Source organism: Rhodococcus qingshengii JCM 15477 (assembly GCF_023221595.1).
GTDB classification, from domain to species: domain Bacteria; phylum Actinomycetota; class Actinomycetes; order Mycobacteriales; family Mycobacteriaceae; genus Rhodococcus_F; species Rhodococcus_F qingshengii.
In genome coordinates this window covers 65,856-88,621 of the sequence record NZ_CP096567.1, presented here as the reverse complement: position 1 = coordinate 88,621, position 22,766 = coordinate 65,856, and the positions used below count along the sequence as shown (strand labels likewise).

General features: G+C 62.2%; 20 protein-coding genes. 8 read left to right on the top strand and 12 right to left on the bottom strand.

The genetic code is table 11. The annotated features are described in order from the left end of the window. Positions 1-121: 121 nt before the first annotated feature. The 9 genes from M0639_RS31390 to M0639_RS31350 all read right to left on the bottom strand — a co-directional run bounded on the left by M0639_RS31390 (position 122) and on the right by M0639_RS31350 (position 9,941). Positions 122-1,213 carry a hypothetical protein gene (locus tag M0639_RS31390; protein ID WP_064075473.1) on the bottom strand — a complete coding sequence of 364 codons (1,092 nt, stop codon included), beginning with the start codon at positions 1,211-1,213 and terminating at the stop codon, positions 122-124. Between the two features lie 216 nt (positions 1,214-1,429). Further along, positions 1,430-2,314, bottom strand: coding sequence for a hypothetical protein (locus tag M0639_RS31385; RefSeq protein ID WP_156525094.1), 885 nt, complete (start codon positions 2,312-2,314; stop codon positions 1,430-1,432). 289 nt (positions 2,315-2,603) lie between these two features. Next, positions 2,604-2,924: a hypothetical protein gene (locus tag M0639_RS31380; RefSeq protein ID WP_064075475.1), complete on the bottom strand. Its 321-nt coding sequence runs from the start codon at positions 2,922-2,924 to the stop codon at positions 2,604-2,606. 824 nt (positions 2,925-3,748) lie between these two features. Then, complete coding sequence (locus M0639_RS31375; RefSeq protein WP_042927240.1) at positions 3,749-5,053, bottom strand: IS256-like element ISRer3 family transposase; 1,305 nt, start codon at positions 5,051-5,053, stop codon at positions 3,749-3,751. Between the two features lie 314 nt (positions 5,054-5,367). Further along, positions 5,368-6,519, bottom strand: coding sequence for a hypothetical protein (locus M0639_RS31370; RefSeq protein ID WP_064075822.1), 1,152 nt, complete (start codon positions 6,517-6,519; stop codon positions 5,368-5,370). Then, entirely contained in the window at positions 6,516-7,718 is a 1,203-nt protein-coding gene (locus M0639_RS31365) for a sensor histidine kinase (protein WP_064075820.1), read from the bottom strand. The genes M0639_RS31370 and M0639_RS31365 overlap by 4 nt, the downstream gene beginning before the upstream one ends. Next, positions 7,715-8,317 (bottom strand): helix-turn-helix transcriptional regulator, encoded by a 603-nt coding sequence (locus tag M0639_RS31360; RefSeq protein ID WP_231915227.1) that lies wholly within the window; start codon positions 8,315-8,317, stop codon positions 7,715-7,717. Before M0639_RS31360 ends, M0639_RS31365 begins: the two co-directional genes overlap by 4 nt. A 300-nt stretch (positions 8,318-8,617) precedes the next feature. Then, positions 8,618-9,277 carry a hypothetical protein gene (locus M0639_RS31355; protein ID WP_064075818.1) on the bottom strand — a complete coding sequence of 220 codons (660 nt, stop codon included), beginning with the start codon at positions 9,275-9,277 and terminating at the stop codon, positions 8,618-8,620. 301 nt (positions 9,278-9,578) lie between these two features. Then, a complete protein-coding gene (locus tag M0639_RS31350; protein ID WP_141695856.1) occupies positions 9,579-9,941 on the bottom strand; it encodes a hypothetical protein in 363 nt (120 codons plus the stop codon). 912 nt (positions 9,942-10,853) lie between these two features. Here M0639_RS31350 and M0639_RS31345 point away from each other — a divergent pair. After that, positions 10,854-12,710 carry a cutinase family protein gene (locus M0639_RS31345; protein WP_064075817.1) on the top strand — a complete coding sequence of 619 codons (1,857 nt, stop codon included), beginning with the start codon at positions 10,854-10,856 and terminating at the stop codon, positions 12,708-12,710. A gap of 817 nt (positions 12,711-13,527) precedes the next feature. Here M0639_RS31345 and M0639_RS31340 read toward each other — a convergent pair. Next, positions 13,528-13,773, bottom strand: coding sequence for a hypothetical protein (locus M0639_RS31340; RefSeq protein ID WP_064075816.1), 246 nt, complete (start codon positions 13,771-13,773; stop codon positions 13,528-13,530). Between the two features lie 501 nt (positions 13,774-14,274). On the opposite strand from M0639_RS31340, the gene M0639_RS31335 reads away from it, so the two are divergent. The 3 genes from M0639_RS31335 (at position 14,275) to M0639_RS35010 (ending at position 16,376) form a co-directional block, all read left to right on the top strand. After that, the gene (locus M0639_RS31335) at positions 14,275-14,736 is read left to right on the top strand and encodes a hypothetical protein (RefSeq protein ID WP_064075815.1); all 462 of its coding nucleotides are present in this window, start codon (positions 14,275-14,277) and stop codon (positions 14,734-14,736) included. 699 nt (positions 14,737-15,435) lie between these two features. After that, positions 15,436-16,065 carry a hypothetical protein gene (locus M0639_RS31330; RefSeq protein ID WP_231915226.1) on the top strand — a complete coding sequence of 210 codons (630 nt, stop codon included), beginning with the start codon at positions 15,436-15,438 and terminating at the stop codon, positions 16,063-16,065. A 179-nt stretch (positions 16,066-16,244) separates the two neighbouring features. After that, a complete protein-coding gene (locus M0639_RS35010; RefSeq protein WP_256066028.1) occupies positions 16,245-16,376 on the top strand; it encodes a hypothetical protein in 132 nt (43 codons plus the stop codon). Between the two features lie 376 nt (positions 16,377-16,752). Here M0639_RS35010 and M0639_RS31325 read toward each other — a convergent pair whose 3' ends face one another. Then, on the bottom strand, positions 16,753-17,349 hold the full coding sequence (locus M0639_RS31325; protein WP_064075814.1) for a recombinase family protein: 597 nt from the start codon (positions 17,347-17,349) through the stop codon (positions 16,753-16,755). Between the two features lie 708 nt (positions 17,350-18,057). Here M0639_RS31325 and M0639_RS31320 point away from each other — a divergent pair. The 4 genes from M0639_RS31320 (at position 18,058) to istB (ending at position 21,908) form a co-directional block, all read left to right on the top strand. Next, on the top strand, positions 18,058-18,681 hold the full coding sequence (locus tag M0639_RS31320; RefSeq protein WP_156525129.1) for an SMI1/KNR4 family protein: 624 nt from the start codon (positions 18,058-18,060) through the stop codon (positions 18,679-18,681). Then, positions 18,653-18,961 carry a hypothetical protein gene (locus M0639_RS31315; protein WP_064075812.1) on the top strand — a complete coding sequence of 103 codons (309 nt, stop codon included), beginning with the start codon at positions 18,653-18,655 and terminating at the stop codon, positions 18,959-18,961. The genes M0639_RS31320 and M0639_RS31315 overlap by 29 nt, the downstream gene beginning before the upstream one ends. Positions 18,962-19,572: 611 nt before the next feature. Continuing rightward, positions 19,573-21,117 carry an IS21 family transposase gene (gene istA / locus M0639_RS31310; RefSeq protein ID WP_064075337.1) on the top strand — a complete coding sequence of 515 codons (1,545 nt, stop codon included), beginning with the start codon at positions 19,573-19,575 and terminating at the stop codon, positions 21,115-21,117. Continuing rightward, a complete protein-coding gene (istB, locus tag M0639_RS31305; RefSeq protein ID WP_183591811.1) occupies positions 21,114-21,908 on the top strand; it encodes an IS21-like element helper ATPase IstB in 795 nt (264 codons plus the stop codon). Before istA ends, istB begins: the two co-directional genes overlap by 4 nt. A 233-nt stretch (positions 21,909-22,141) precedes the next feature. On the opposite strand, the gene M0639_RS31300 is transcribed toward istB, so the two are convergent. After that, positions 22,142-22,375, bottom strand: coding sequence for a hypothetical protein (locus tag M0639_RS31300; protein WP_064075111.1), 234 nt, complete (start codon positions 22,373-22,375; stop codon positions 22,142-22,144). Positions 22,376-22,766: the final 391 nt, after the last annotated feature.

Genomic DNA, 22,766 nt, shown 5'->3' with positions numbered 1-22,766 from the left:
GATGCTGAACGCGAACAGGTATCGAGCGTATCGACTGGTCAGATACGCTCGATATCTGCCACTGGTCTCAGGCTGCTCGGCACCGCTCGATAGCGGTCTTTCGTATGAACATGAATCTGTATCAGCAGGCGATGATGATGTTGGGGTCGGTCTTCATGTCCAACCATTTGCCGTAGGCGTCGTCGTTTTCCCGGTGGACGCCGGCGCATACCTCGGCCTGTGTATAGCCAGCGGGTTTGTAAACCGCGTAGATCGGGTTTCCCTCGTTGCTCTCCTGACGGAGGGATGGGCAGGAGTGGTCGGTGCGCAGGTACTTCGCGCCGGGGTGCGCGGCGAGGGCATTTCCCACTTCGGTGGCATAGTTTCCGGGCTTGGTTGCGCTGTAGACGACCACGATCCCGAGACCATCGCACGTGGGTTGGGTGATAGGCGTCGACAGCCCGAGATCTCCTGACCCGCCGTCGGTATGGCCGCCGGAGTCGTCGGCGCAGTGGGTGAAGCTGCTCAGTTCGGCTTCGGGGACGCCATCTGCCCGCGCTTGGGTGGGGCACATTGTGGTCGGGAACGATGTGTAGACAACCCACTTGCCGGCGACCACACGGACCAAAGAGGAGGAGTCGCCCAGACGGTTCCAGACCACGTACGCCCACTGTCCGTGGCAACGGATTTGGCCACCAATATCGCGACTGAGGTCGGTCTCGATGGCGTCAGCAGTGCACGGTGACGTCGCTGTTGCAGTGGCATTGGCCGCTCCATCGCCCGTAACGACAACAAGTGTGAGGTCACCGTTCTCGCACTTCGATCCATAGCCGGCCAACTGGGAGGCGACAGCGGTCGGGCTCACGCACGTCCAGCCATCGAACATCGCCGACATGGTGTTGCCCTGGCGGGTGATCACCGGATCGTTGTAGTAGCGGTTGATGAGCGCCACAGCATCGGTACAGGTGATCGCACCAGTCTCTACGACTACGGTGCCGGGGGTGCCAGCCGGGAAAGTGACTGTGCCGCAGGTGCTTCCGGGGGTGGCGAGCGCGTCGGTAGTTGGTTGACGGTTCGGTTGTTGCGCCGGCTGGGAGGACGCGCTTGCCGTCTCGGGCTGGGCACTGACGGCCTGGCCGGATGTTGAACAGGCGGTTGCCACGAGGGTCATACCGACGATCGCTGTAATCGTTGCGCGTCGCAAGCCGAGTAGCTGTGCTGCCTTGTGCCGCATGCATCTCCCTGATGAGTCTGGTCAGCTCGACGATCTGACCTGTAGTCGCGTGGTTCTAGGCTTTTGCTACACCGACGGCCTGGTATCGGGGCGCATGCTCTGCACATCCTTACCGATAGATGAGCGCCGGCATTACTCCGGCGCGAGAGCAGATGATGCAAGTCTCTTCTGCGATTCTGCACGGTTCAGCGTCGGTGCCGCCGGTTGGTGGTTTAGCTAGCATCCGCCGAGCGGGGTTGCCACGAATTTCTTGGTGCCACCACGAACCTGAGTGACGGTGTCGGAGTCGCTGAGAGCACCAATTTTCGCGTTCTCGAACTGGAAACCTAAATACATGGTCGGCTTACTGGGCTGGCTGACCACGAGGACTGGGCCGAGGTCATTCACTTGCTCGATCACATCGCCGCTGAAGGCGTTGCGTACCTGCGCGGGGGTGCTGCCTGTTCCCACTCCGTAAATTGCCCGTGAGCCCACCGCGCCGACAACTACGTCATTTTTCACGTTGATTGCAGCGGTGGTCCCGTCGTAGTAGACGGTGCAATCGCCACCGACAGTCCTCATGTTAGTTTCGTCGATACCGTGGCTGGCCAGTTCTGATTCCACGGTGCCGGTGACAATGTTGCCGTAGCCGCCAAAAGTTATCGCTCCTGCTGAGGTAGGGGAGCTCGTGGTAGAAACTGCTGACGAGGTGGCTGCGGCGACTGAATTTCCTGCGTTTGTGCACATGAGAAATGGTTCGGTGACGAATTCTTTCGTACCACTCCAAATCTCGTAATGATTGAATCCGTCTGCTCCGATGGAGAAGGCCAAATATCGGTCAGGATGGTTCGGATCGCTAACTAGCAGATCGGTGTTTTGCGGTGACCTGAAATTTGGCGTCGAAGTGAAAGTAGCTTCAGGATAGGCAGTTCTGATGTCCTGTTCGCTCGACGCGGATGTGATCCCGCTTGATGTCGAGGTGCTATTAGCGCCGACTATTTTGCCGTCGATAGTGAATATTTCAACGGTTGCGCCGTAGTTGCCGATCGAGTAGCGCATGCACCCGTCCACTGGTTCCCCGGCGGGGGCAATTCCCTGGGCAAGAAGGTCCGCTTCGCTCATTCCGGCCACCACTGGTCCAGCCCCACCGAAAGTCAGTGCCCAATCAGCTGGGTTCCTATTAGTGGATCCCGACAATGAATCGTCGAAGCCACCGCAACCGGACAATGTCAAAGCCCCAGCGATACCCACAACCGCCGCGATCTGGAACCTCGAGACCATGCGTTGATGAACCCTTCTGGTTAGTCGATACACGCACTGATTAGTCGATGCACGCATCTCCACGATCGACGCAGCGTGTGTGGCGAACTCTAATTGGTGACCTCACGATGAACCAGGCCAAGATTGTCGATCAAGGGTGAGTGCTGTTCGGGTTTGCTGCGGGCGGGACGAGTTTGAACTGCCGCAATTGCGCTTTGATGGATTCGGGCCATGCTACGCGGTTCTTTGCCAGGTGCCAGGCCGCTATACCGGATGCGACTGCGAGGATAATCCATACGATACTACCGCCCAGTTGCGACCCGAAGTCGTTGCTGGACGAGGCTTTTCCTGTCGCTAGGTCGTACTCCGTGGTTGTCGTCACTCCTTCGACCGAGAAGGTCCAGAATGCAGGGATGGCAAACAGTACTGTCAGGGCTCGCGCAACATGATAGGGGCGAAGTTCGAACGCCATAGGTTCCTCCGAAAGGCATGTTCAGGTTTGGAGTTCGTGAGGTTGAGCGGGTGAGAGAGTTTTGACAGTAGTTGAACTTGGAGGGATCGCCGAGACGGCAAAAGTGGGGGCACACGCCGTCGTGAATAAGTAAATCAAGGACCAGATACTTTTTACCTTTACGTAAGAGAACGCAAAATCGAGCAGTTGAGTGCTGAGTGAGCCCGATGGCGAGGTCGATTGTCCACCCGATTCCTCCGGGAACTTTCCCTCGAATGCCAGAAGGAATGGGTGCCTTATCCGATGCCTTGGGCAACGCCACCACGGGTATGCCTCAAAGTGAGTACGGTGGTGCGCTAGGTTATTGGCTGTTACTTCACTGATGCAGATTCCGCGCTACAGTCAGGATTAAACCCCGTATTTGTCAATCAGGGGGTGCCACGTTTTCTCTGCGGGCGACGAGGCAGTTAATGGAGTCATCCCCTTACCGCACCACTGCGGACTGGTCCAGGATGGATAATGAATTTAAGTAGAGGAGATGTTCATGACACGGAGTAGCTCGGTCGGTGCCCTTGCTGTTGGTGCTCTGATGTTTGGCGTGGTGTTGCTCACCGGATGTGGGAACGGAAACTCTACTGAGTCCAGCGCCACGCGCTTCGAGCGTCTTTTGCAGCCAGTTCTGCAAAGACGGCGAAGAACTTGCCGACATCAGGTGCACGAAGGCACACGGCAGTAACTGCTTGGCTGTAGTGGAGGATAAAGCCGATTTTGCGCATAGGATTACTCAAGTCGGTATCGCTGCAGGTTCGGTTGAGATATTGTCAAGACCTGTGGATGAGGGTGTTTCAGGCGACCTCCGTTTCGCTTGATTCGTCGGGCTCAGCGGGTGAGATGTCGATGGGTCGTTCGAGCAGCTTGCCTTTGTGGAACACCGCGCCGGCACGGACCAGCGCGACCAGATGGGGGGCGTTGACCGCCCGCCAGCGGGCTTGTGCGGCGTCGATCAGCTTGTAGGCCATGGCAATCCCCGCTGCGCGTGACCCAGGGCCCTTGGTGACCTTGGTTCGCAACCGCACGGTCGCAAACGTCGATTCGATCGGATTCGTAGTGCGCAAGTGGATCCAGTGCTCGGCCGGGTACCGGTAGAACTCCAGGAGCACGTCGGCGTCGTCGACGATCTTGGCGACCGCCTTGGGGTACTTCGCGCCGTAATCTACCTCGAAGGCCTTGATCGCGACCTGGGCCTTGTCGATGTCCTCGGCGTTGTAGATTTCCCGCATCGCCGCGGTCGCACCTGGATGAGCCGACTTGGGCAGCGCAGCAAGCACATTGGCCTGCTTGTGAAACCAGCAGCGCTGTTCACGGGTATCCGGAAACACCTCCCGCAGTGCCTTCCAGAACCCCAGCGCCCCATCACCGACGGCCAGCACCGGGGCGGTCATCCCGCGGCGTCGGCATGAGCGCAGCAGATCAGCCCACGACTCTGTGGACTCCCGGAACCCATCGGTGAGCGCGACGAGCTCCTTGCGGCCGTCGGCGCGGACGCCGATCATCACGAGCAAGCACAGCTTCTCCTGCTCCAGGCGGACCTTGAGATGGATGCCGTCGACCCATAGGTACACGAAATCGGTGCCCGAGAGATCCCGGTCGGCGAAGGCCTTCGCCTCGTCCTGCCATTGCGCGGTCAGCCGGGTGATCGTCGAGGCCGACAGCCCGGCACCAGTGCCGAGGAACTGCTCCAACGCCGCACCGAAGTCGCCGCTGGACAGCCCGTGCAGGTACAGCAGCGGCAACACCTCGGTCATCTGCGGGGACTTGCGTGACCACGCCGGCAGGATCGCCGAGGAAAACCGTTGCCGTTCACCGGTCTCGGCGTCGACACGGCGGTCGTTGACCCGCGGTGCGGTCACCGTCACCGCCCCCGCCGCGGTGAGCACGTCACGCTCGTGGTGATAGCCGTTGCGGACCACCAGCCGCCGGCCGTGCTCATCGAGATGCTCGGCGAACTGCTCGATGTATGCGGCGACTTCGGCGGCCAACGCCGCCGCGAGCATCTGCCGGGCACCGTCGCGAACGATCTCGTCAAGCAACGACCGACCAACACCGCTGTCGTCGTTGGAGGATTGCTGATCCTGAACTACCGTGAGCATGGGCGTACCTTCCCGAACCAGCGCGCCAACGCCGGTCCTGATCAGAGCTGATGGAATTTCAGATCATTCCCGGGAAGGTGCGCCCACTCACGCCGCCTCGCCGAGAACCATCCACAGGTTCTGATCATTGCTCGGTTCGGTTCAGGGCCAGGCTCTCACTGTCAGCGATCAGCACAGGCTTTTGAGAACGCCGGGTGTGGGATGAGTTCGACGTCAACGGGTTCCGCGAACTACTGCAAGAGCAGTTTGTCGACCTTCGAGGCTTCCTTCAACGAGCTCCTCGACAGACTCAACCAGCGGTAGTCCGAATCCGATCACGGCTCGTCCAGCGCGTCGTCGCCTCCGCGAGTGGTCCCCTCTGTCCGATTCGGAAGGAGCGACGCGGTGGCCAGATCGATGAGCGTGTCGGGGGCAAGGAGGGCGAGTCCGTCCTGCCCGTATTCGCTGCGGGTGGTGTCGTCGCTGCGTCGGTGCAGGATGGTCAGCAGGGTATCGCGTTGTGGGGGAGACACTCTGACGGTGAGTGTGCCGTCGGTGGCTTCGGTGAGGGCTGTGAGGACTGCAGTGATGATCTGTTCGCGGACGGGGTCTGCGGTCTGGTCCATGCCGTGGTCGTCGAGCAGGATGACGTCGACTCCCCGTGCACGTGCTGCCCTGGCTGCGGCGGCGATGGCGGCGGTGTCGAGAATGGGGGCTCGGAGGGTGTCGCGTAGGTGCGCTTCGAGGAGGGTGCACGCCAGTTGTTGCTCGTCGGTGATGTCCTCGTCTGTGGCGAGGTGTTGGAGGAGGGGGCGGGCCAAGTTGTCGAGTCGTCGCAGTTGTTGGTCGCGTTCGTCGAGGATTGCGGTGTCGGCGGCTTCGGCGGCGACGCGGATGATGGTTTGTTCGCGCAGTGCGAAGATGTCGCGGGCGGCGGGACGGATGGTCCAGGCGAAGAACGTCGCCATCAACAGTGGGGCGAGGTTGATGGCGGAGATTCCGATGCCGTAGCCGGCGCTTTGTCCGGTTCGTTGCGCCCACCAGGCGCAACTCGCCAAGGTGGCGGTCATCCCGAGCCATGCCCACCAAGTCCGTCCGCGGACACACATATAGGTGTAGATCGCGGTCGCGGCGGAGAGAGGCCAGAGTTGTAATAGACCGTCGATCGGGATCGGTACGACCGCGAACACCAGATTGAGGCTGATCGGTCCCGCCAGCATCAGCGCAAGAGTTGTCCGATACGGCAGAGGATCACCGGCGGTCCGGATGAGGGTGACCGCGGCGGCACTGACCACAATCCAAGCTGATGTTTCGGCCCACAACGACTTTGCTGTGGGGGCTGTGGTGAGCGCGAGGAGAAGGAACGTCGCGATGAACGCGCCGACGACTACAGCGGCTGCAGTGGTGCGCAGCCCGAGGAGTTCGCGGACATCGCGGGTGTCCGAGGTGTGATGGTTCGCGCTCGATGCGGTGCGGTCGTCGGTCATGGCTCCGTCCATTCGATGTGCACGGTGGTGCCGCGTCCGGGCCGCGAGTCCACCCGCGCTGATCCACCGGCGATGGGTCGCATTCGTCCGAGGATGCTGACGGCGATGCCCAGGCGGTGTGGGGGGATCGAGGCGTGGTCGAATCCGACGCCGTCGTCGGCGATGGTGATGGCGATGCTGTCAGCCTGTAAGGCGGCGGTGACTGTTCGGGTGGCCCGTGGTCCGGCGTGGAGGTGACTGTTGCGCAGTGCTTCGGAGAGCGCACCGCTCATGGACCGGACGATGCTCACGGGAATCCGCAAGGTTTCTGCAGTCTCGGTGCCGGTTACGACGAACGAGGCGTTGGGGTCGATATCGACTGTAGCGGTGCGTAGTTGGGCGAGGGTCTCGTCGAGGCCGATGGACTGATCGGGATCGCTGACGGTGTGCAGTTCGTCGAGTTCACGCAAGGTCGTTGAGGCGAGGGCACGGACATTGTGTCGGTGCACAGGCCGGGAGGCGGTCAGGAGGGTGGCGATCACTCCGTCGTGGATGAGGGCGTCGAAGCGTTCGCGTTCGACGGCGCGGGCCCGTTGGGCGGCAGCGCTTGCGGCGGCGGCGCGGGTGGACTCGGTCGTGGTGTCGAGCAATCGGCCGGTGCGTAGTGCCATCGCGGCGCCGCCGACGAACAGGGTGCAGAACATGATCGCGAACGTGATGTCCGGTACGAGCATCGACGCTGATGCGTTGACTCGGGCGGCGAGGTTGATCATTTGCACTGTGGTACAGCCGATCACGAGATGGATAAAGGCAACGCTCGTCGGCCAGGCGATGACGCCGGCGAGGCTGGCCAGGCCGGGGAAGGCTGCCAGCCATTCGCCGTCATCGCCTGGCAGTTGGGCCCCGGTCCATGCCAGGGGCCAGGTGAACGCGGCCGCGAGGAAGACCAGTGCGGCCACGGCGGCCGCCGAGCGCATCGCTGCGGTGCTGCGGCGGAAGGAGAGCAGGCCGGGCAGCATGCCGGATCCGAATACGGTCAGCACAGCGAGAGGTGTCCACCATCGATGCATGTGCGGCGTCGTCGTAATGATCGAGGGGTACAGCAGTGCGAGGTAGGCGAGGTAGCCGACGCTGGTGAAGCGGGCGAACATGCGCAGGATGCGATCGGTGTTCTCCTGGCCGACCCCCGTCGCGGGGGACAGCACGGCCGGGCTGGTCATCGCAGTCCGCGTTCGGGGACCGGAAGCCACCCGTCTTCGACGGCGCGTTTGTAGAGGTCGGTTTTGGTGTTCGCGGGGCGCCCGGCGTCGGCGTATTTGGCGCGGATACGGCCGAGGTAGTCGTTGACGGTGTGGGTGGTCAATCCGGTCAGGCGAGCCACACGGTCGGCCTTTTCCCCGGAGGCGTAGAGGGCGAGCACATCACGCTGGCGCGGGCTGAGATCGACCTCGGCCAAATGGGGGTCACCATCGACGGCAGCGGCCCACTCCGTGGTCACGACAGGTTCGCCCGCTGCGGCGGCGATGATGGCGGCCACGACGACATCGGAGGTCTCGGATTTGCGCACCACACCGAGGACCCCGGCCTTGGCTGCCAAACGCACGAGGTACGGATTTTCGGCGCCGGTGAAGATCAGGGTTTCCAGACCCGCGGCGCGGAGCTCGTCGACGTTGGTTTTAGGGGACGATCCGTCTGCGAGGCGTAGGTCGAGGATCGCCAGATCCAACGCGACCTCCTGGGCGAGTAGTGCGGAGACGGTGGGTGCTGAGGCGCACACGGACAGGGACGGGTACGGGGCGAGCATCGCCTCGAGGCCCATGACGACCGCCTCATGGTCCTCGACGACACCGATGCGGTGGGCCGTGTCGGTGGGGGAGTAGGAGGGGGTATCGGTCACGTGGTGGACTCCGCTGCGCGTGTGAATAGGATCGACAGAACATAGCAGGGAGTTCGGAACGGGAAGTCGGTTTGCGGGTGTTCTCAGGCGCAGTGCACAGCGCGGGACCATTCGCTGATATGTCAGGCATCTGGTCCGCCAAGATCGCGGATGGGCAGGTCGAGACGGGAATGGATTCAGGCACGACAGTGGGTGCGGGTGATGATGTCTCCTTCTTGTCGGTCACATCCTGATGATCGCGCCGGCGACGGGCGTGTCCGCGAGGTAGGCGTTCGGTGCGAGCGATCGAACGGCGTCGGCGATGTCGCGGCGGAGGCGCTCGATCGTTTCGCCGGCGACCAGGACGCCGTTCTGCGAGTGCGCGGAGACGAAGTCGAGGCGCCCGCTTGCACTTGAGGCATTGTCTTGAAGGGAGATGACCGCAGTGAACAAGTCGGGCGCTGCGACCGAGCCGAACCGCACACTGATCCGCGGGTCGGTGTTCTCGATCAGGTACAGGCCGAAGTGTTGGGCCGAGGGCCCAGGACCAGGCTGCAGTGTGTGAAGGAGATGTTCCCGGATCACTACGCTGCGGACGGGCGCCGAGAACAGCAATGCATGATCGAGCGCGAATCGGCCGTACCCCGAGACAGACTCGGCGGCAGGGCTTTCGGATCCACCGGTATATCGGACGGGGACTGCGCGCAGGCTGTCCCAGGTGGTGTTCTTCTTGCGCATCCGATCCGAGACAAACCACACCGTGAGGCCGAGGGCGGTCAGCAAGAGCATCCACGCGATGTCGTCGTTGTAGAAACCGGTGATCCCTTTGACGCCGACAATCAGAATCGGAACAGCTCCGATGGCCCGGACGACGAGATACGGTCTGATGCCGGTGGCGTTCATGCGATGGTCCTCACCCCGTTGTGGACAGTACAGCGATGCCGAAAACCTGGGGCGGCTCAGCGTTCGCACGTCATCGTTCGACCGTAGACCGGGTAGAAGTCGGCTGCGAGACAGCAGAATTGGGGGCACAGTACGTGCATGCGCCTCTGACCGACATTGTCACCGAATGTAAACGACCGTAAGGTTCGCGTACCTGCCTCCGACGGTGACAGGCCGAGCGGATGCTGGCACGGCGGCCGTGCAATCGTGACACGTGCTCGGCGCTCTTTCAAAGAATGGGGATTGAGAGCGCAGTAGTCGGTCAGGGAACGATCCACAGTCCGGCGCCGGGGAGAACGGTGATCGGGCTTCCGGCGCCGCTGGTGGTGACGGTGGCAACCAGGACACCCGAACCGGTGATTGCGGTGGCTCCGGTAGCGGGTAAACCGAACCAAAAGTTGTTCGAGGTGCCTGCAACGCCGGTGGTGAGGTTGCGCCAGTGGACCATGCACGCGCAGATGCCTTCGGTGCCACGGAATTCGGTGATTCCGGGGCGTTCGGTGTCGGTGGTGGCCGTGACATGTTGCCCGACCAGAGGCCCGCCGAGCCCGGTCGGGCCGGTGGCGAGGCCGGCGACCGGGATGGGCAGCACAGTGTCGACGGGTGCCGCCGAAGCGCGGGACATGCTTGTGACGACCGCAGTTACAAGGATCGCCAGAACGACGATCTCTACTCTTCGGCAGAGAGCGACTCGTCGGGTCGACCGTGCGCGTGAGAGAGGAACGTCGCATGACGCCGACGACGGCAGAGGGGAAATTCCTACCCGGCGATGATATTTCATGCGGTCCTCCCGAGAGATGAGACGGTGGGTGCACGTGCACGCCGGGTGGTTTCGTCAGTCCCAGCGCAGGCACTGTTCGGACTGGCCTCGAGTGCACATCGCGCAAACATAAGTTCGTCACAGTGTGTGCCAGTAGTTACCCCGTTTCCGTCTCCGACAACCACGACACGAAGACGCCTGCCATCGAGCAGTCGGGCGCGCGACTCGGCGCGCCTCGAGACTTTCATCCGGTATAGGACGAACCCAGTTGCTCCCATGCACGAGATCGGGCAGCAGGTGCCTCGTCGCTCGGCCGCTGACCCTTCGCGGCTCCAGCGATGAGCGTGTGGTCGACGGGTGCTGACAACGACTACGGCGCACACACATTCGGTGATACGAGCGGGTGACAGCTTCCGGGGGCGCCCATTCGGGAGGCGTCCGCATCGTCGTGCACGCCGGAAGGTATCGCACCGGGGCGTGTTTGGGGAGACCACAGAATTGGGGGCATGCGCGAGGGTGGGCTGTCGACTGAGATACATCTGATCAGGTGACGCTAGCGAGGGACGAAAACACTCCGGAACCGGCACATCGCTACACCCGATCCTACCGAAACATTCGACACGTCTCGCTCGTGCACGGAAGCAGCGCACAGGCACCGCGCCTCAGTGCACAGGTGCACCGACGGCAGTGAAGGGATGACGAGAACACATGAGGACACGATTACAGCAGCGGCCTACCGGCCGCACTGGATCCGCCAGTGGGCATCGACGGAATGCGGTGCTTGCACTGCTGAGCCTGCTGGTAGCCGTGGCCACGATCTCGGCGCCGATCGCCCAGGCACAAGAATCGGCATCGCAGCAATCGAGTGTGTTGTTCGTCGTCGACACCTCGGGATCGATGTCGGGATCCCCACTGACGCAAGCGAAAGAGGCGCTGCGCGCAGGAATCGACGCGCTCGCTCCCGGCCAGGCGGCCGGGCTGCGTAGTTTCAGCGGCAGCTGCGGCGACGGTGGCCGGTTGTTGGTTCCTGTCGCCACCGACAACAAAGACCAACTCAATGCCGCGACAACGCAACTCTCCGCCGACGGCGGTACCCCCACACCGGACGCCCTGAGGGCAGCAGCGCGCGACCTGCCGGCCAGCGGGGACCGCACCATCGTGTTGATCAGCGACGGACAGAGCAGCTGCGGAAACCCCTGTGCCGTTGCCCAAGAGATCAAGAACGATCTCGGTGTCGACTTCCGCGTCCATGCCGTCGGGTTCAACGCCCCGACCAATGCCGAGAGCGAGCTGAGCTGCATCGCCAATGCCACCGGCGGGCAGTACTTCACCGCCACCAATACCGACGAGCTCGCCGCAGCCATCTCCGCGGCAGTGGAAACGACCAACCCCGCCGAGTGCGATGACATGTACTTCGTCGGCGTCCGCGGATCCAGCGAGAAGGGTGAGGACGGTCAAGGGCCGGACACAACACTCGAAGAGTACGAGTCCGCGACCTTCGATCCTGTCTACGCCAAAGATTCCGGCCCCAACGCCCGCACCACGGGGATGGGAGAACCCGTCAAAGCCGTCTTCGACGAACTGCACCATCAGGGCGCAGCCGGCACCCCGGAGATCGCATCGATGCAGGCCCGCGCGATCCGCTATCCCGCGATTCCGGTCAATCTCCTCGACCTCTCCTACCTCGACCGGTACCAACGATCCGTCGCGGTCGGTGCCGACAACCTCGCCAAGGAACTGCGCCTGATCGCCTCGCACTGCCATCAGGCGTCCGTGGTACTCGCCGGCTATTCCCAGGGTGCCGACGTGATCAACAAGGCCATGGGCAACGCCCACCGCAGCGGCGAGACGTCGCTGTTCACACAGGTGAAGAAAATCGTCGTCATCGGCGATCCCTCGCATCAACCCAACCGCGCCGAAAACGTCGGGGGATGGAACAAGCTGGGCTCGACGAACGGCTCCGGCGCCTCGGTCTCGGCGTCGATCGCTGATCCTGATGCGCTGACCTTCAAGGATGCCCACGCCGGACTTGTGTCCTCGATCTGCATGATCGGTGATGTGGTGTGCGATACCAGCTCGTTGGCGGTCCACGAAGCGATCGCGTCGAAATTTTTATCCGAGACCATGACCCACACCCTGTATTCGGCATTGTCGATGCAATGCCCGGCAGTGAGCAACGCCTGGCAGTACGGCACCGACTGCAGTGGTCAAATACTGTTCAACTCCTTGGGACACACCGCGGTGGCACGTTCACACGGCGGGCTCAGTGCCGATCAGGTTGTCGTGCAGTCCGGTACGCATCTGTGGGCCGGTTTCATCGCGATCCCAGGGAAGATCGGAGAAGCGGGCAAGTTCGTCGGAACGTTGTTCTCCGACCCAGTCGAGGTCGGTACATTCGAGGTGAACGACGGCGTGGCGATTATCGATTTCGTCGTCCCGAATGTTCCTGCCGGTGAGCATCATCTGGAACTGCGCGGCGACGACGGCAGCGTGTACCGACTGCCGATCCTCGTCACCGAGACACAGGTCACCGATGGACCCTTAGGGTATGTCGTCGACGGCTCGACGGTGCACGTTCCCAGCGGCTCCGGGACGGGAAGCGTCGGCAGCTCTGGCAGCATCTTCGGGAGCTGACGAACAACCTCCGTGTCAGCGATCGTTGTTCCGGTGCCGCAAAGGTCCCGGGACAACAGTCGTCTCGGTCTGGCGCATCCCGCCCCAGAATGGTGGTGGCGAAGAACTCGGACGCGAGAGTTGTTTCATCGCTTGCGTCTGCCGCCTGACGAAACACGGGGGTGCATGGGGGAGCGCGGGAGACAGGCGTCCCGCCTCCCGTCGAGTGACCAGCCGGTCGACGGGCACCCACCGGAAACATAACTGCGAAACCCGCTACTGCACAATAATTCCCCGATTCTCAAGGGGCAGGCCGGGTTCGTCGGCGGCGCCAGAGAGTTCCGCTGAGTGATGCGATCTGTGCGCGGTGAGCGGCTGTTTGCCTCCTGTGGGAAGCCTGCTGACAGAATTCGGGCACGCGTGTAAGCCGACGTGGAGACTCACGACCGACAGGCGCGATTGGTATGTCCTGGTCCCGATTCGAGATGGTCCTCCGCACGCTATCGGACTTGTTGTAGTAGAGTATTTTTCGCGGGCGACCGGGATGTTTGCGGTGAGGGTTCTCGATGCTCGCCGCGAAGGAGGAACAACGGGGTGGGCACGGTGGTCACCGACGTAGGAGTCGTCGTAGTCGGGGCTGTGGGCGGCGCACTGGTGCAGAGTGCGCGGTGCTGCTCGTGCAGGAGGTGACGCTCTCGCGGTGGGATCCAGGGTCCTTCGTAGACGCGGAGGTCGCATCCGCGGCACTGGGTTCGGAAGTAGCCTTCGCTCATCGATCGGGTTCCTTTCGTTATTTCTCGGCGACGAGTCTCGGCGGGCGTGTGGGGGCTGCCGACAGTCATGATCGCGTGGGGAAACCGTAGCGCTGCCGCATCCGGGTGAGGGCCGCGATGTCTTCATCGTTGACCTGTGTCGCGGCCGCCCAGGCGAGGCTGTCGGTGTAGTCGCGTCGACGTTGTCGTCGTTCCTCGGGCGTGAGTGCCGTCGCGGCGGTGTGAGGGTCCGCGCAGTTCGATTCGGTGTTTTCGAATTGCGCGAGGTACGCGGCGAGGATGGCGGCGTCACGCCGAAATCTACTCAACACTGCTGCCTCGCCTCGACATGGCTGCACTCGCGCCGACTCCACGACGTGTCGGAGACAAGTTCTATTTCAGGCATGGGACGTCACACTCCATTCGGTCCCGACCTTGTGAAGACAGTGCAATCTTTGATCAATCGGACTTTAGCATCGCATCGCAGAGGATCAGTTATCCCCAAGCTATTGGTTGGGCGGTGGCAGCGCTTCCAGAACCCTGGGTCGAGATTTTCAGGCGAGCGTGGTTGGGCAGATACGAGCATCGCGCGTGGACAACCATGCAGTTACCGGTGTCGAGTTCGAACAGACGAACTTTCATTGCACACCCGTATCGTTCGCCCCCATTTTTGGGGTCTCGGCAAGCTCTGACGTGCGTACTACGGTCGAGCAGTCGAGTGGACGACCCATCAGACGACCCCACCAGCGTGGCCTCGGCAGCCCCCACTGACGCCGGTCCGGCCGTCACCGATCTGCAGAGAAAAGGGACAAACTATGCATCTTCGAAGGTTCATGACAACAACTGCAGCGATCGCCGCGACGACAGTTGCCGGAGCTGCAGTCGCGTCGGCCGACGTGGTCATCCCTCAGACCCCGACCGTCCAGACAAGCATCGCCGGTGACACGTTCAGCGCTACTGTCACCAACACCAACACGATCAATTCGCACTGCGGCCTGACTGTGCTGACCGCCGACCTTGCACCAACAACTGTTTTCCCCGCCGGTTTCGATATCGGCACCTCGAACTGGGACACCCACCCTGATCCCGTGTTGCCCGGTGACACCAAGACGTACACCGTCGATGACCTTGCCGCGGGCACGTATGTCTTCTACGCCGGATGCACGACGACGGAGAACGAAAACTCCGAATGGGTGAACTCGATGGTGCAGGCGGACACGTTCACCATTACCGGGACGACGGGGGGAGAGGGAGGACCGGGCGGTTCCCTCGGAAATCTCTTCGGGTCGTCCTGACCCCAACTTGCTGTGTGAAACGGAACTGCGGCGTGCGGAAACGGACAGCGATTGTCAGCGGGCAGTGTGTGTTCGGAAGGTCGTAGCCTGTTTCTGGTCGTAGGGTTGATGGCGCCGCGTGTTCTCGACCCAACCCCGAGAGGGTGGCGCCAGGGCTTGCCGGTCTCTCGGTGAGCGTCGACGGCCCTGTTCGGTGCGCTGGCTTCTGTCACGGTTTTCAGTGCGCCAGGGCTCCACTGGCGAAGTCTCACTCCCTTGCCGGTGGAGCTCCTTTTCGTTCGGATCGTCTCTCGAACGACGATTCCTGCACGCGGGGAAAGGTTGGAGTCGGGGCCATCGCGCCGCGCCGGCTTCGATGAACGCAGAACCTGACTGATCAACGTCAATGGACGCAGTATCCCATGTGAGAATTCGAACAGCTGTCCGAAAAGTGAAACACGTTACCAAGCAACGGTTTCCAGTTGTCTGTGAATTACGGTCACGTGATAGTTTAATATTCACAAACCGGACAGTCTGTGCTAGTTTTTGCTGATCTTTACTTGCATTCCTTATCGAGAGGTTCAACTCGTATGCCACCACTGCTCGCCGCGCCGGAATTGTCGCCGCACTCGTCAGCTCTGCAGCCCTGATCGCCCCCGCTTTCGCCGGCGCGCTGCCCACTGGTTCGCTCGGCTCGGACGAGACGGCTCCCGGCTTCACGTGCGATGCGACCTCCACCGAACCAACGCCAACGGTTGGGGTATCCCGTTCGACGACGAGAAGAATCAGACTGCCTCGTACTCGGCCGAGAACGTGCTCGACGAGGACGGCTCCCTCGAGCTTGAGGTCGACGGCGTCGAAGACCGCTCCGTGTCGTATCACTCGGCCGGCGGTGTGAAGCTCGCCGACATCCTCGACACCGACATCAGATTCGCTGAGCGCGCGGAGACGGCGAAGGCATCGTTCCAGCTGCGGCTGAGCGGCACCACCGGCGGAAAGTTCACCGACACCGGCTTCACCACCCTCGTGTGGGTTCCGGGCGTGACCGCACCGGACACCACCGAGGGCGCCGTGCACACCGAACTGCAGGACGGGCAGTGGTGGAGCACCCAGAACATTGACGGCGCAAAGGACTTCGCCCGTGTAAGCCTAGACGCCATCGCCGAAGCGCAGCCGAACGCTGTCGTCGATCACTACGGCATCAGTATCGGTCGCGGCTCGGCCGCAACCTCCACTCTCGTGGATGCGGTGACGTTCAACGGTTGCACCACCAACTTCGCGAAGAAGGATGCCGAGACTGAGACCGGCACCGGCTCACTCGGCAACCTGGGCAACATCTTCGGCAGCTAGGGAAACGGCCGGGGGCATGACATCCGGTGGGTGCGGTAGCGGTCACGAACGGCCACCGCCCGGCGAACGGGTAGCCCCAAGTCGAAGAAGGGGGGGAGCCCGGTGTATCCGGGGTCCGCCCTTCTTCTTGTTCCGCTGTTTGTCACTACCGTTCAATCAATAATTTCTGAGGAGTTTTCATGGGATCTTTCGACACCGCATCGCTGAGCACCGAATCGCTCGAGGATCTCAATCTCGGCAAGGTCAGCGAACTGCTCAAGCTCGGCATCACCGCCGTCTCTTTCATCACCGCCCTGAACTCGCTCAGCTGAGCATCAGTTTCGGGCTGACACGAACGAAATGCCGCTGAAGTGTGGGCTCGGCAGGAACTGCTCCCGCCGCGCTGGATCCGAACTCGACGGTCCAGCGCGCAGGGAGCAGTTGTCGAGCAGATGGATCTCAGAGGCGCAGAAGCGGTCATTGCCGATCGGGTGCCGGCAATCGGATTGCGTGAATATCCACGGCCGGAAGATATTCCAGCTTTCCGGTACAAACCTCGGCCGAGGCTGAAGCGCATGCTCTGCGGATCGGCGCTCTGTCGGTGGTCGAGACCCTCGCGTAGCTCCGTGATTCTCGGAATTATTTGGCACAGAGCGCTCGATAAACAGGTCGCGGCCGTGGAAATGCTGGATCGACTGACTGGCGAGATCAGAGTGCCGGAAGTCTTTCTGCATCCCGTTCGGTGCGTGCCAACTCGATGTTTGCGTACAGCGCAGAACGCTTCAAACCTGTATTCCTACACAGTGTTTCGATCCTGAACTGTCCCGTCTCGTACGTTTGCAGCAGGTACGCACGCTCTTCTGGGGTGAGCTTGTGCTGACGACCTTTCATCTTGCCGGCCGCGGCAGCCGCGGCCACGGCGTCTCTGGTCCGACTTCTGATCAGGTCTGATTCGAATTCGGCCATCAGTCCGAGGACGCCGATGAACATCTTGCCCATCGGGTCGGTGGGGTCGTAGATCTTCCCGTCGATCGACAACGCCACACCCTTGTCCGCCAGTCGCCCCACAGTCTCGTGAAGGTCCTTCGCTGATCGGGAGAGCCGGTCGAGTTTGGTCACGCAGAAGACGTCGCCGTCGCGGGCGGCGTTGATCGCATTGTCGAGTCCGGGTCGCTGTGTCTGCCGGCCACTGATTCCGTGATCGACGTAGACCCGGTCTCGGCCGACACCTTCCTTGGCAAGAAGCTCGACCTGAATCGACGAATCCTGAGCCGCCGTACTCACACGCGCGTAGCCGATCTTCATTCCACTCCCGATTTTTGCCGTTCACGACGTCCAGTGGACGAATCGTCCGTTAGAAACTATGCCATATCGGATTATTTCAACGGACAGCAAAATGGACGGAACGCGCAGAAATTTCCCCAGGTGAATCGCACGTAGGAGCGTGTTCGAGATCGTCCGGTATGACGATGGTCAAAACGCACGCCCAAACCCGCAGGAGGGCGCTCAGCGGATTTGGATGAGGAGGTGATGGTTGAGATTCTGGTTGGGTAGCGTGCGTATGTGACTCTGGAAGAGAAGTTGTGAAAGCGCCACCCCGGTCGGTGGCCGTGACAGTGCTGGTCTTTGCCGGTTTCGGCCTAACGTGTGGACTCATAGGTGCTGCGGTGTTGCGGTGGTACTACTCCCAACCGTTCACGATCTATACGGCCAGTTACCAGCAAATGACTTCCGATCGATACGGATCGACAAGGTCTCGGTTTACCGATTCATAGTGGGGCTGATCATTGGTGGACCCATTTTCGGGGCCGCAGGCGGAGCACTCGTTTCAGTGGCGGATTGGAATCTCGCGCGGCGAGAACACGCATGACTCTGTCTAAATGACTCTGTTCAATTCCCGTCTTCCAAATAAGAAGGCACGAGCGCGAAACCGGTTGGTTCGGTCGCGCTCACCCCTTCGGAAATGTGGAGCACATGTTTTCCTGGATAGCGACGTTCGACAATGAGCACAACATGACTGAGGTGTACAAAGGGTCTGCGCCCGACGAAAGTTCCGCCTTCAAAGACATGATTGCCACTGCTCGAGGGGTCTACAGGGAACGGCCAGACGTACGTGCGCGACACTGCAGTTTGGGTATTGCAGCGGATCGGTTTGTCCCCTACAAGCTGTCGACTGCGGCAACTTCAGTGCTCCTCCCAGACGAGGAACTGATCGAACTCATCAACGCTGCGATGGAAGCCCAGCGCTACCGCGATGAAAACTACCGCCGCACCATGGAAGAGTCGCGGGCCTCGCGGAAGAAGTCGGTGCCATCCGAGGTGGTACTGCCGACGTCGGTGGGAGAGTCGTGGGCTCGGATAAGTGCCTGGTGTGACGCGTCGACGCCCGGTTGGGACACTGAATTCGCTCCTTCGACCGCAGAATTGTGCGTGCGGTACGCCGCCGCGACCTCGTTGACGTGGCCGGAACAACTCGTCGATTTCTACACAGTCCACAACGGGACCAGAGGGATGATGATCACCCCACTCGGACCGTTCTTATCTCTCGACGAAATGCAAACGTATCGAGAAGCGATGCTTCAGGCATGGTCCGATCAGCCCGATGAGGATGCAGGCGAGGTCCGATCAGCCCGATGAGGATGCAGGCGAGGCCGGCACCTTCCAACGGCGATTCGTGAAGGGATTAATTCCGATCGCTGGCAATACCGACTCACTCTTTGTCGTCGATCTTCGACCTGGAGCCGCCCACGGATCGGTAGGACTCTACTACGGGGAGGATGGAATCGACTCATCACCGCAGTGGGAAAACCTCGCCACGTTCGTCGGCGACATAGCCTCCGCCCTCGAGAACGGTAGCACTTTCTGGTCCTTCCACCCGGTAGTGTCCGAAGGCTATCTCGACTGGGATCTGGACTAGCAGCAGAAGCACTCGTTTTGCCCGAGTGCGTCCGCAAAGGCCGTACCCGTCGTTATGAGGATTTGTATCCGAGATCGTCCGGCGTGGCGATGGTCAAAACACACACCTTAACCCGCAGAACGGCGCTCAGCGTTGATTGCTTGCAGGGGTAGAACCTTCATAAAGAACGCCCAGCCAGAGACCCCTGGCCGAGCGTTCCTCATGGTCCTCAGTCGTCAATCCGAGATGGTCACGGCGGCCCTCCTTGGATTGCGTAGGCCTTGTATTTCCCATCCCACTGCAGGTACAGATTCACCCATCCCACTGCAGGTACAGATTCATCTGCCCTGACAGCCCTTCGATTCCGTAGATCGATTTCCCAAGCGGATACATCTTCGTAACCTCTGAATCGCCCTGGTTTCGGTGGATCAGCTCTCGCAGTGTCGGCGGCCATGAAATTCTGCCCGGAGACGGCCACGAAACTGCCCGCTGGCGGACATGAAACCTGCCCGGTGGCGGTCATGGGATCTGCCCGACACGACGTCGTCTGCCTCACCGGCTCCGACGGTTGAGGCCCCTCCTCAGGTGCGATCGGCGGTGCTGAAGCGCCCGTCGCCCTGAGGAGGGACAACTTGAAGTCTGCCGAGGAGATCATGGAAATCCTGGATGCCTACGACCTGACAGGGTCGTTGCGTGATGCCGGCGAGCTGGCCGGATGCTCGCACCACACGGTCAAGCACTACGTGGACCGCCGTGCTGCCGGGGGTGAGCTGGACAAGGCCGTGACTCGGCCGCAGTTGATCGATGAGTACCTGCCCAAGGTCGAGGAGTGGGTCGAGCGGTCCAAGGGCAAGGTCCGTGCCGACAGAGCGCACGAGAAGCTGCTCGCGATGGGCTACAAGGGTTCGGAGCGCACCACCCGTCGTGCGGTCGCATCGGTGAAGAAGTCATACCGGTCAGGACATGTGCGGGTCCACCGGCCCTGGGTCACCGAGCCGGGGATGTGGCTGCAGTACGACTACGGCGACGGACCTGTCGTCGACGGCGTCAAGACGGTTCTGTTCGTGGCGTGGCTGGCGTGGTCGCGGTTCCGGGTCGTGATCGCGCTGCGCGATAAGACCATGCCGTCCGTGTTCGCCGCGCTGGACCAGACCTTCCGCCGGTTGGGTGGGGTGCCGACCTACGTGCTGACCGACAACGAGAAGACCGTCACGACCGAGCACATCGCCGGGATCCCGGTCCGCAACGGACAGCTCGTCACCTTCGCCGAGCACTACTCGGTCGTGGTCCACACCTGTGTGCCGGCGGATCCGGCGTCCAAGGGCGGCACCGAGTCGTCGGTGAAGATCAGCAAGGCCGACCTGGTGCCCAAGGACACCAACCTGCGTGAGGAGTACGCGTCGTTTAGCGAGCTCGAGGAGGCGTGTGAGGCGTTCTGTCAGAAGGTCAACACCCGGGCTCACCGGACCACGAAGCGGCCACCGGTCGAGATGTTGGCCGAAGAGCGGACACGGCTACACCCGGTCCCGACACAGCCGCACACAGTCGCGTTCGGCACCACCCGGGTAGTGCCGGGCAACACGCCGATGGTGATGTTCGAGTCCGGCCAGTACTCGGTGCCACACACCCTGCTCGGCGCCACGGTGTGGGTTCGTGCCCAAGGACTCGGCGACGGCGAGGAGGTCGTCATCGTTCACGTCGGCGAGGACGGACCCGCCGAGGTCGCCCGCCACGCGCGCGCGACGCCGGGCACGCCGAGGATCAACGACGAGCACTTCCCACCGCAGCCGGAAGGTCCGTTGAACCGGCAGCCGCGAGCGAAGAACCCAGCGGAAGCCGAGTTCCTCGACCTGGGCGAGGGCGCCCGCCTGTGGCTGGTCGAGGCCGCTGCGGCGGGCACGCCGCGGATGAGGGTCAAGATGGCCGAAGCCCTCAGCCTGGCCAAGCTGTTCGACCCCGTCGAGGTCGACTGGGCACTCGGCCACGCCGCCGTCCACGGCCGGTTCGCCGAGGCCGATCTGTCCTCGATCCTCGACCACCACGCCCGGCAACCCGCTGTTGGCGAGCACCGTGCCGGCGAAGAACGGTCGCTGACCCAGGGCACCGCCGGATGGGCACGTCTCGGCCAGCACGACAGCCAGCACGACAGCCGCGAGGGGAACGAGGTGACCCGATGACGACCAAGACCACCACACCATCGATGGCGTCCGCGCCGCCGTTGCCGGCCGAGTTGGAGGACCTCTTGCGGCGGCTTCGGCTGCCCCACATCCGTCGCCACGCACCGGAGGTCGTCGCGACCGCGAAGGCCCAACGCTGGGAGCCCGCCGAGGTGCTCAAGGCTCTGTTCGCCGAGGAGGTCGCCGGAAGGGAACGCTCCGCACTGGCCACCCGCAGGGCGGCTGCGGGGTTCCCGACCGGGAAGACGTTCGATGCGTGGCAGCCCGAGGCATCCTCGATCCCGGCACCGACCCAGCAGGCACTCCGCACCCTGGAATGGGTCCACCGTCGGGAAAACCTCGTCGTGTGCGGGCCGTCGGGGACCGGGAAGACGTTCCTACTGGAGGCACTCGGTCACCAAGCCGTCGAGGCCGGGTTGAAGGTCGCCTGGTTCACCCTGGAAGACCTCGGGGTCCTGCTGCGCCGCCATCGTGCCGACGACACGGTGTCCAAGGCCATCGCCCGTGTGCTGCGCGCCGATCTCGTTGTCGTCGACGACATCGGCCTGTTGCCGGTCGCCCAGGATGCCGCCGAGGGGCTCTACCGGCTCGTCGACGCCGCCTACGAGAAGCGGTCGGTCGCGATCAGCTCGAACCTGCACCCGTCCGGGTTCGACGAGCTGATGCCCAAGACGCTGGCGACCGCCACCGTCGACCGGCTACTGCACCACGCCCACGTGTGCCAGACCAGCGGAGACTCCGTGCGACTTACCCAGGCACTCGCCGGCCGAGGGGTGAGTCCCTTGAGCTGAGTGCTCTGGTCGGTGGTGGCCGCAAGCCCACTGGGCAGATCCCATGGCCACCACCGGGCAGTTCTCGTGACCGTCAGCGGGCAGGTCTCACGACCGCCCCTGGGCAGTTCCTACTGTCCCTTGACATCGCAGCGGGCCTGCTTCGATCATGAACTGGTGATAGTCGGTGTCGATGACTGATTGGTGTCGTTCGATGGTCACTTTCGAGCTTCTTCCGACTGGTGTGGTGGGGGTTATGTGCAGGTTTCGGTGATCATGGGTTCGATCGGCATTTCGGACAGTGACGTCACCCCTGCAATTCGGGCCTGGAGGCACACACCGGCAGACATCCATTGTTCCCAGTCAAGTCCCAGTTCCTCGTCGAGATAGCCTTCAAGACTTGTCTGATCGGACGGATCCGCAATTCGGCCGAGCTCGAACCGACGCTCGACGACGCCTTCGCGTGCGAGAACGAATGTGGACAGCATGTTGACATCCCACTGGACAGTGATGCTGGTGCCGAAGGCTGGAGTTCCTGAGTGGGGTGTACCCCGATGATGCGGGGGCGATCGCCGAGCACGGCATCGTGGCCGCGCTCGATGATGATGATGCGTTCGTGTTCTTGCTGCGCTTGGTCGGTCCAGAAGCCCCGGCGTTCGCGGATGAACTGTGGCAGTTGATCAGTGGTTTTCTCAACAGTCGCCGCGTCGAGGAGTTGTTCGGAGGCTCTGAGGATGCCGGGTTGGCGGATCCCGACACAGTGAGAAGGCCGAGATACCTCCCGCCTCCTACTCGACCGAGGATCCCAAGGTGAGAGTGTCTGGCGGCTACCGCCGTGCCAAATAATTCAGGGAAGAATGTGCCAAACAATCCCGAGAG

What these genes read in the sequence shown, in the direction of transcription:
- M0639_RS31390 (WP_064075473.1), bottom strand. Translation starts at nt 1,213, where the DNA reads ATGCGGCACAAGGCAGCACAGCTACTCGGCTTGCGACGCGCAACGATT.
- M0639_RS31385 (WP_156525094.1), bottom strand. Translation starts at nt 2,314, where the DNA reads ATGAGCGAAGCGGACCTTCTTGCCCAGGGAATTGCCCCCGCCGGGGAA.
- M0639_RS31380 (WP_064075475.1), bottom strand. Translation starts at nt 2,924, where the DNA reads ATGGCGTTCGAACTTCGCCCCTATCATGTTGCGCGAGCCCTGACAGTA.
- M0639_RS31375 (WP_042927240.1), bottom strand. Translation starts at nt 5,053, where the DNA reads ATGCTCACGGTAGTTCAGGATCAGCAATCCTCCAACGACGACAGCGGT.
- M0639_RS31370 (WP_064075822.1), bottom strand. Translation starts at nt 6,519, where the DNA reads ATGACCGACGACCGCACCGCATCGAGCGCGAACCATCACACCTCGGAC.
- M0639_RS31365 (WP_064075820.1), bottom strand. Translation starts at nt 7,718, where the DNA reads ATGACCAGCCCGGCCGTGCTGTCCCCCGCGACGGGGGTCGGCCAGGAG.
- M0639_RS31360 (WP_231915227.1), bottom strand. Translation starts at nt 8,317, where the DNA reads ATGGGCCTCGAGGCGATGCTCGCCCCGTACCCGTCCCTGTCCGTGTGC.
- M0639_RS31355 (WP_064075818.1), bottom strand. Translation starts at nt 9,277, where the DNA reads ATGAACGCCACCGGCATCAGACCGTATCTCGTCGTCCGGGCCATCGGA.
- M0639_RS31350 (WP_141695856.1), bottom strand. Translation starts at nt 9,941, where the DNA reads ATGTCCCGCGCTTCGGCGGCACCCGTCGACACTGTGCTGCCCATCCCG.
- M0639_RS31335 (WP_064075815.1), top strand. Translation starts at nt 14,275, where the DNA reads ATGACAACAACTGCAGCGATCGCCGCGACGACAGTTGCCGGAGCTGCA.
- M0639_RS35010 (WP_256066028.1), top strand. Translation starts at nt 16,245, where the DNA reads ATGGGATCTTTCGACACCGCATCGCTGAGCACCGAATCGCTCGAGGAT.
- M0639_RS31325 (WP_064075814.1), bottom strand. Translation starts at nt 17,349, where the DNA reads ATGAAGATCGGCTACGCGCGTGTGAGTACGGCGGCTCAGGATTCGTCG.
- M0639_RS31320 (WP_156525129.1), top strand. Translation starts at nt 18,058, where the DNA reads ATGACTGAGGTGTACAAAGGGTCTGCGCCCGACGAAAGTTCCGCCTTC.
- M0639_RS31315 (WP_064075812.1), top strand. Translation starts at nt 18,653, where the DNA reads ATGCAGGCGAGGTCCGATCAGCCCGATGAGGATGCAGGCGAGGCCGGC.
- istB (WP_183591811.1), top strand. Translation starts at nt 21,114, where the DNA reads ATGACGACCAAGACCACCACACCATCGATGGCGTCCGCGCCGCCGTTG.
- M0639_RS31300 (WP_064075111.1), bottom strand. Translation starts at nt 22,375, where the DNA reads ATGCTGTCCACATTCGTTCTCGCACGCGAAGGCGTCGTCGAGCGTCGG.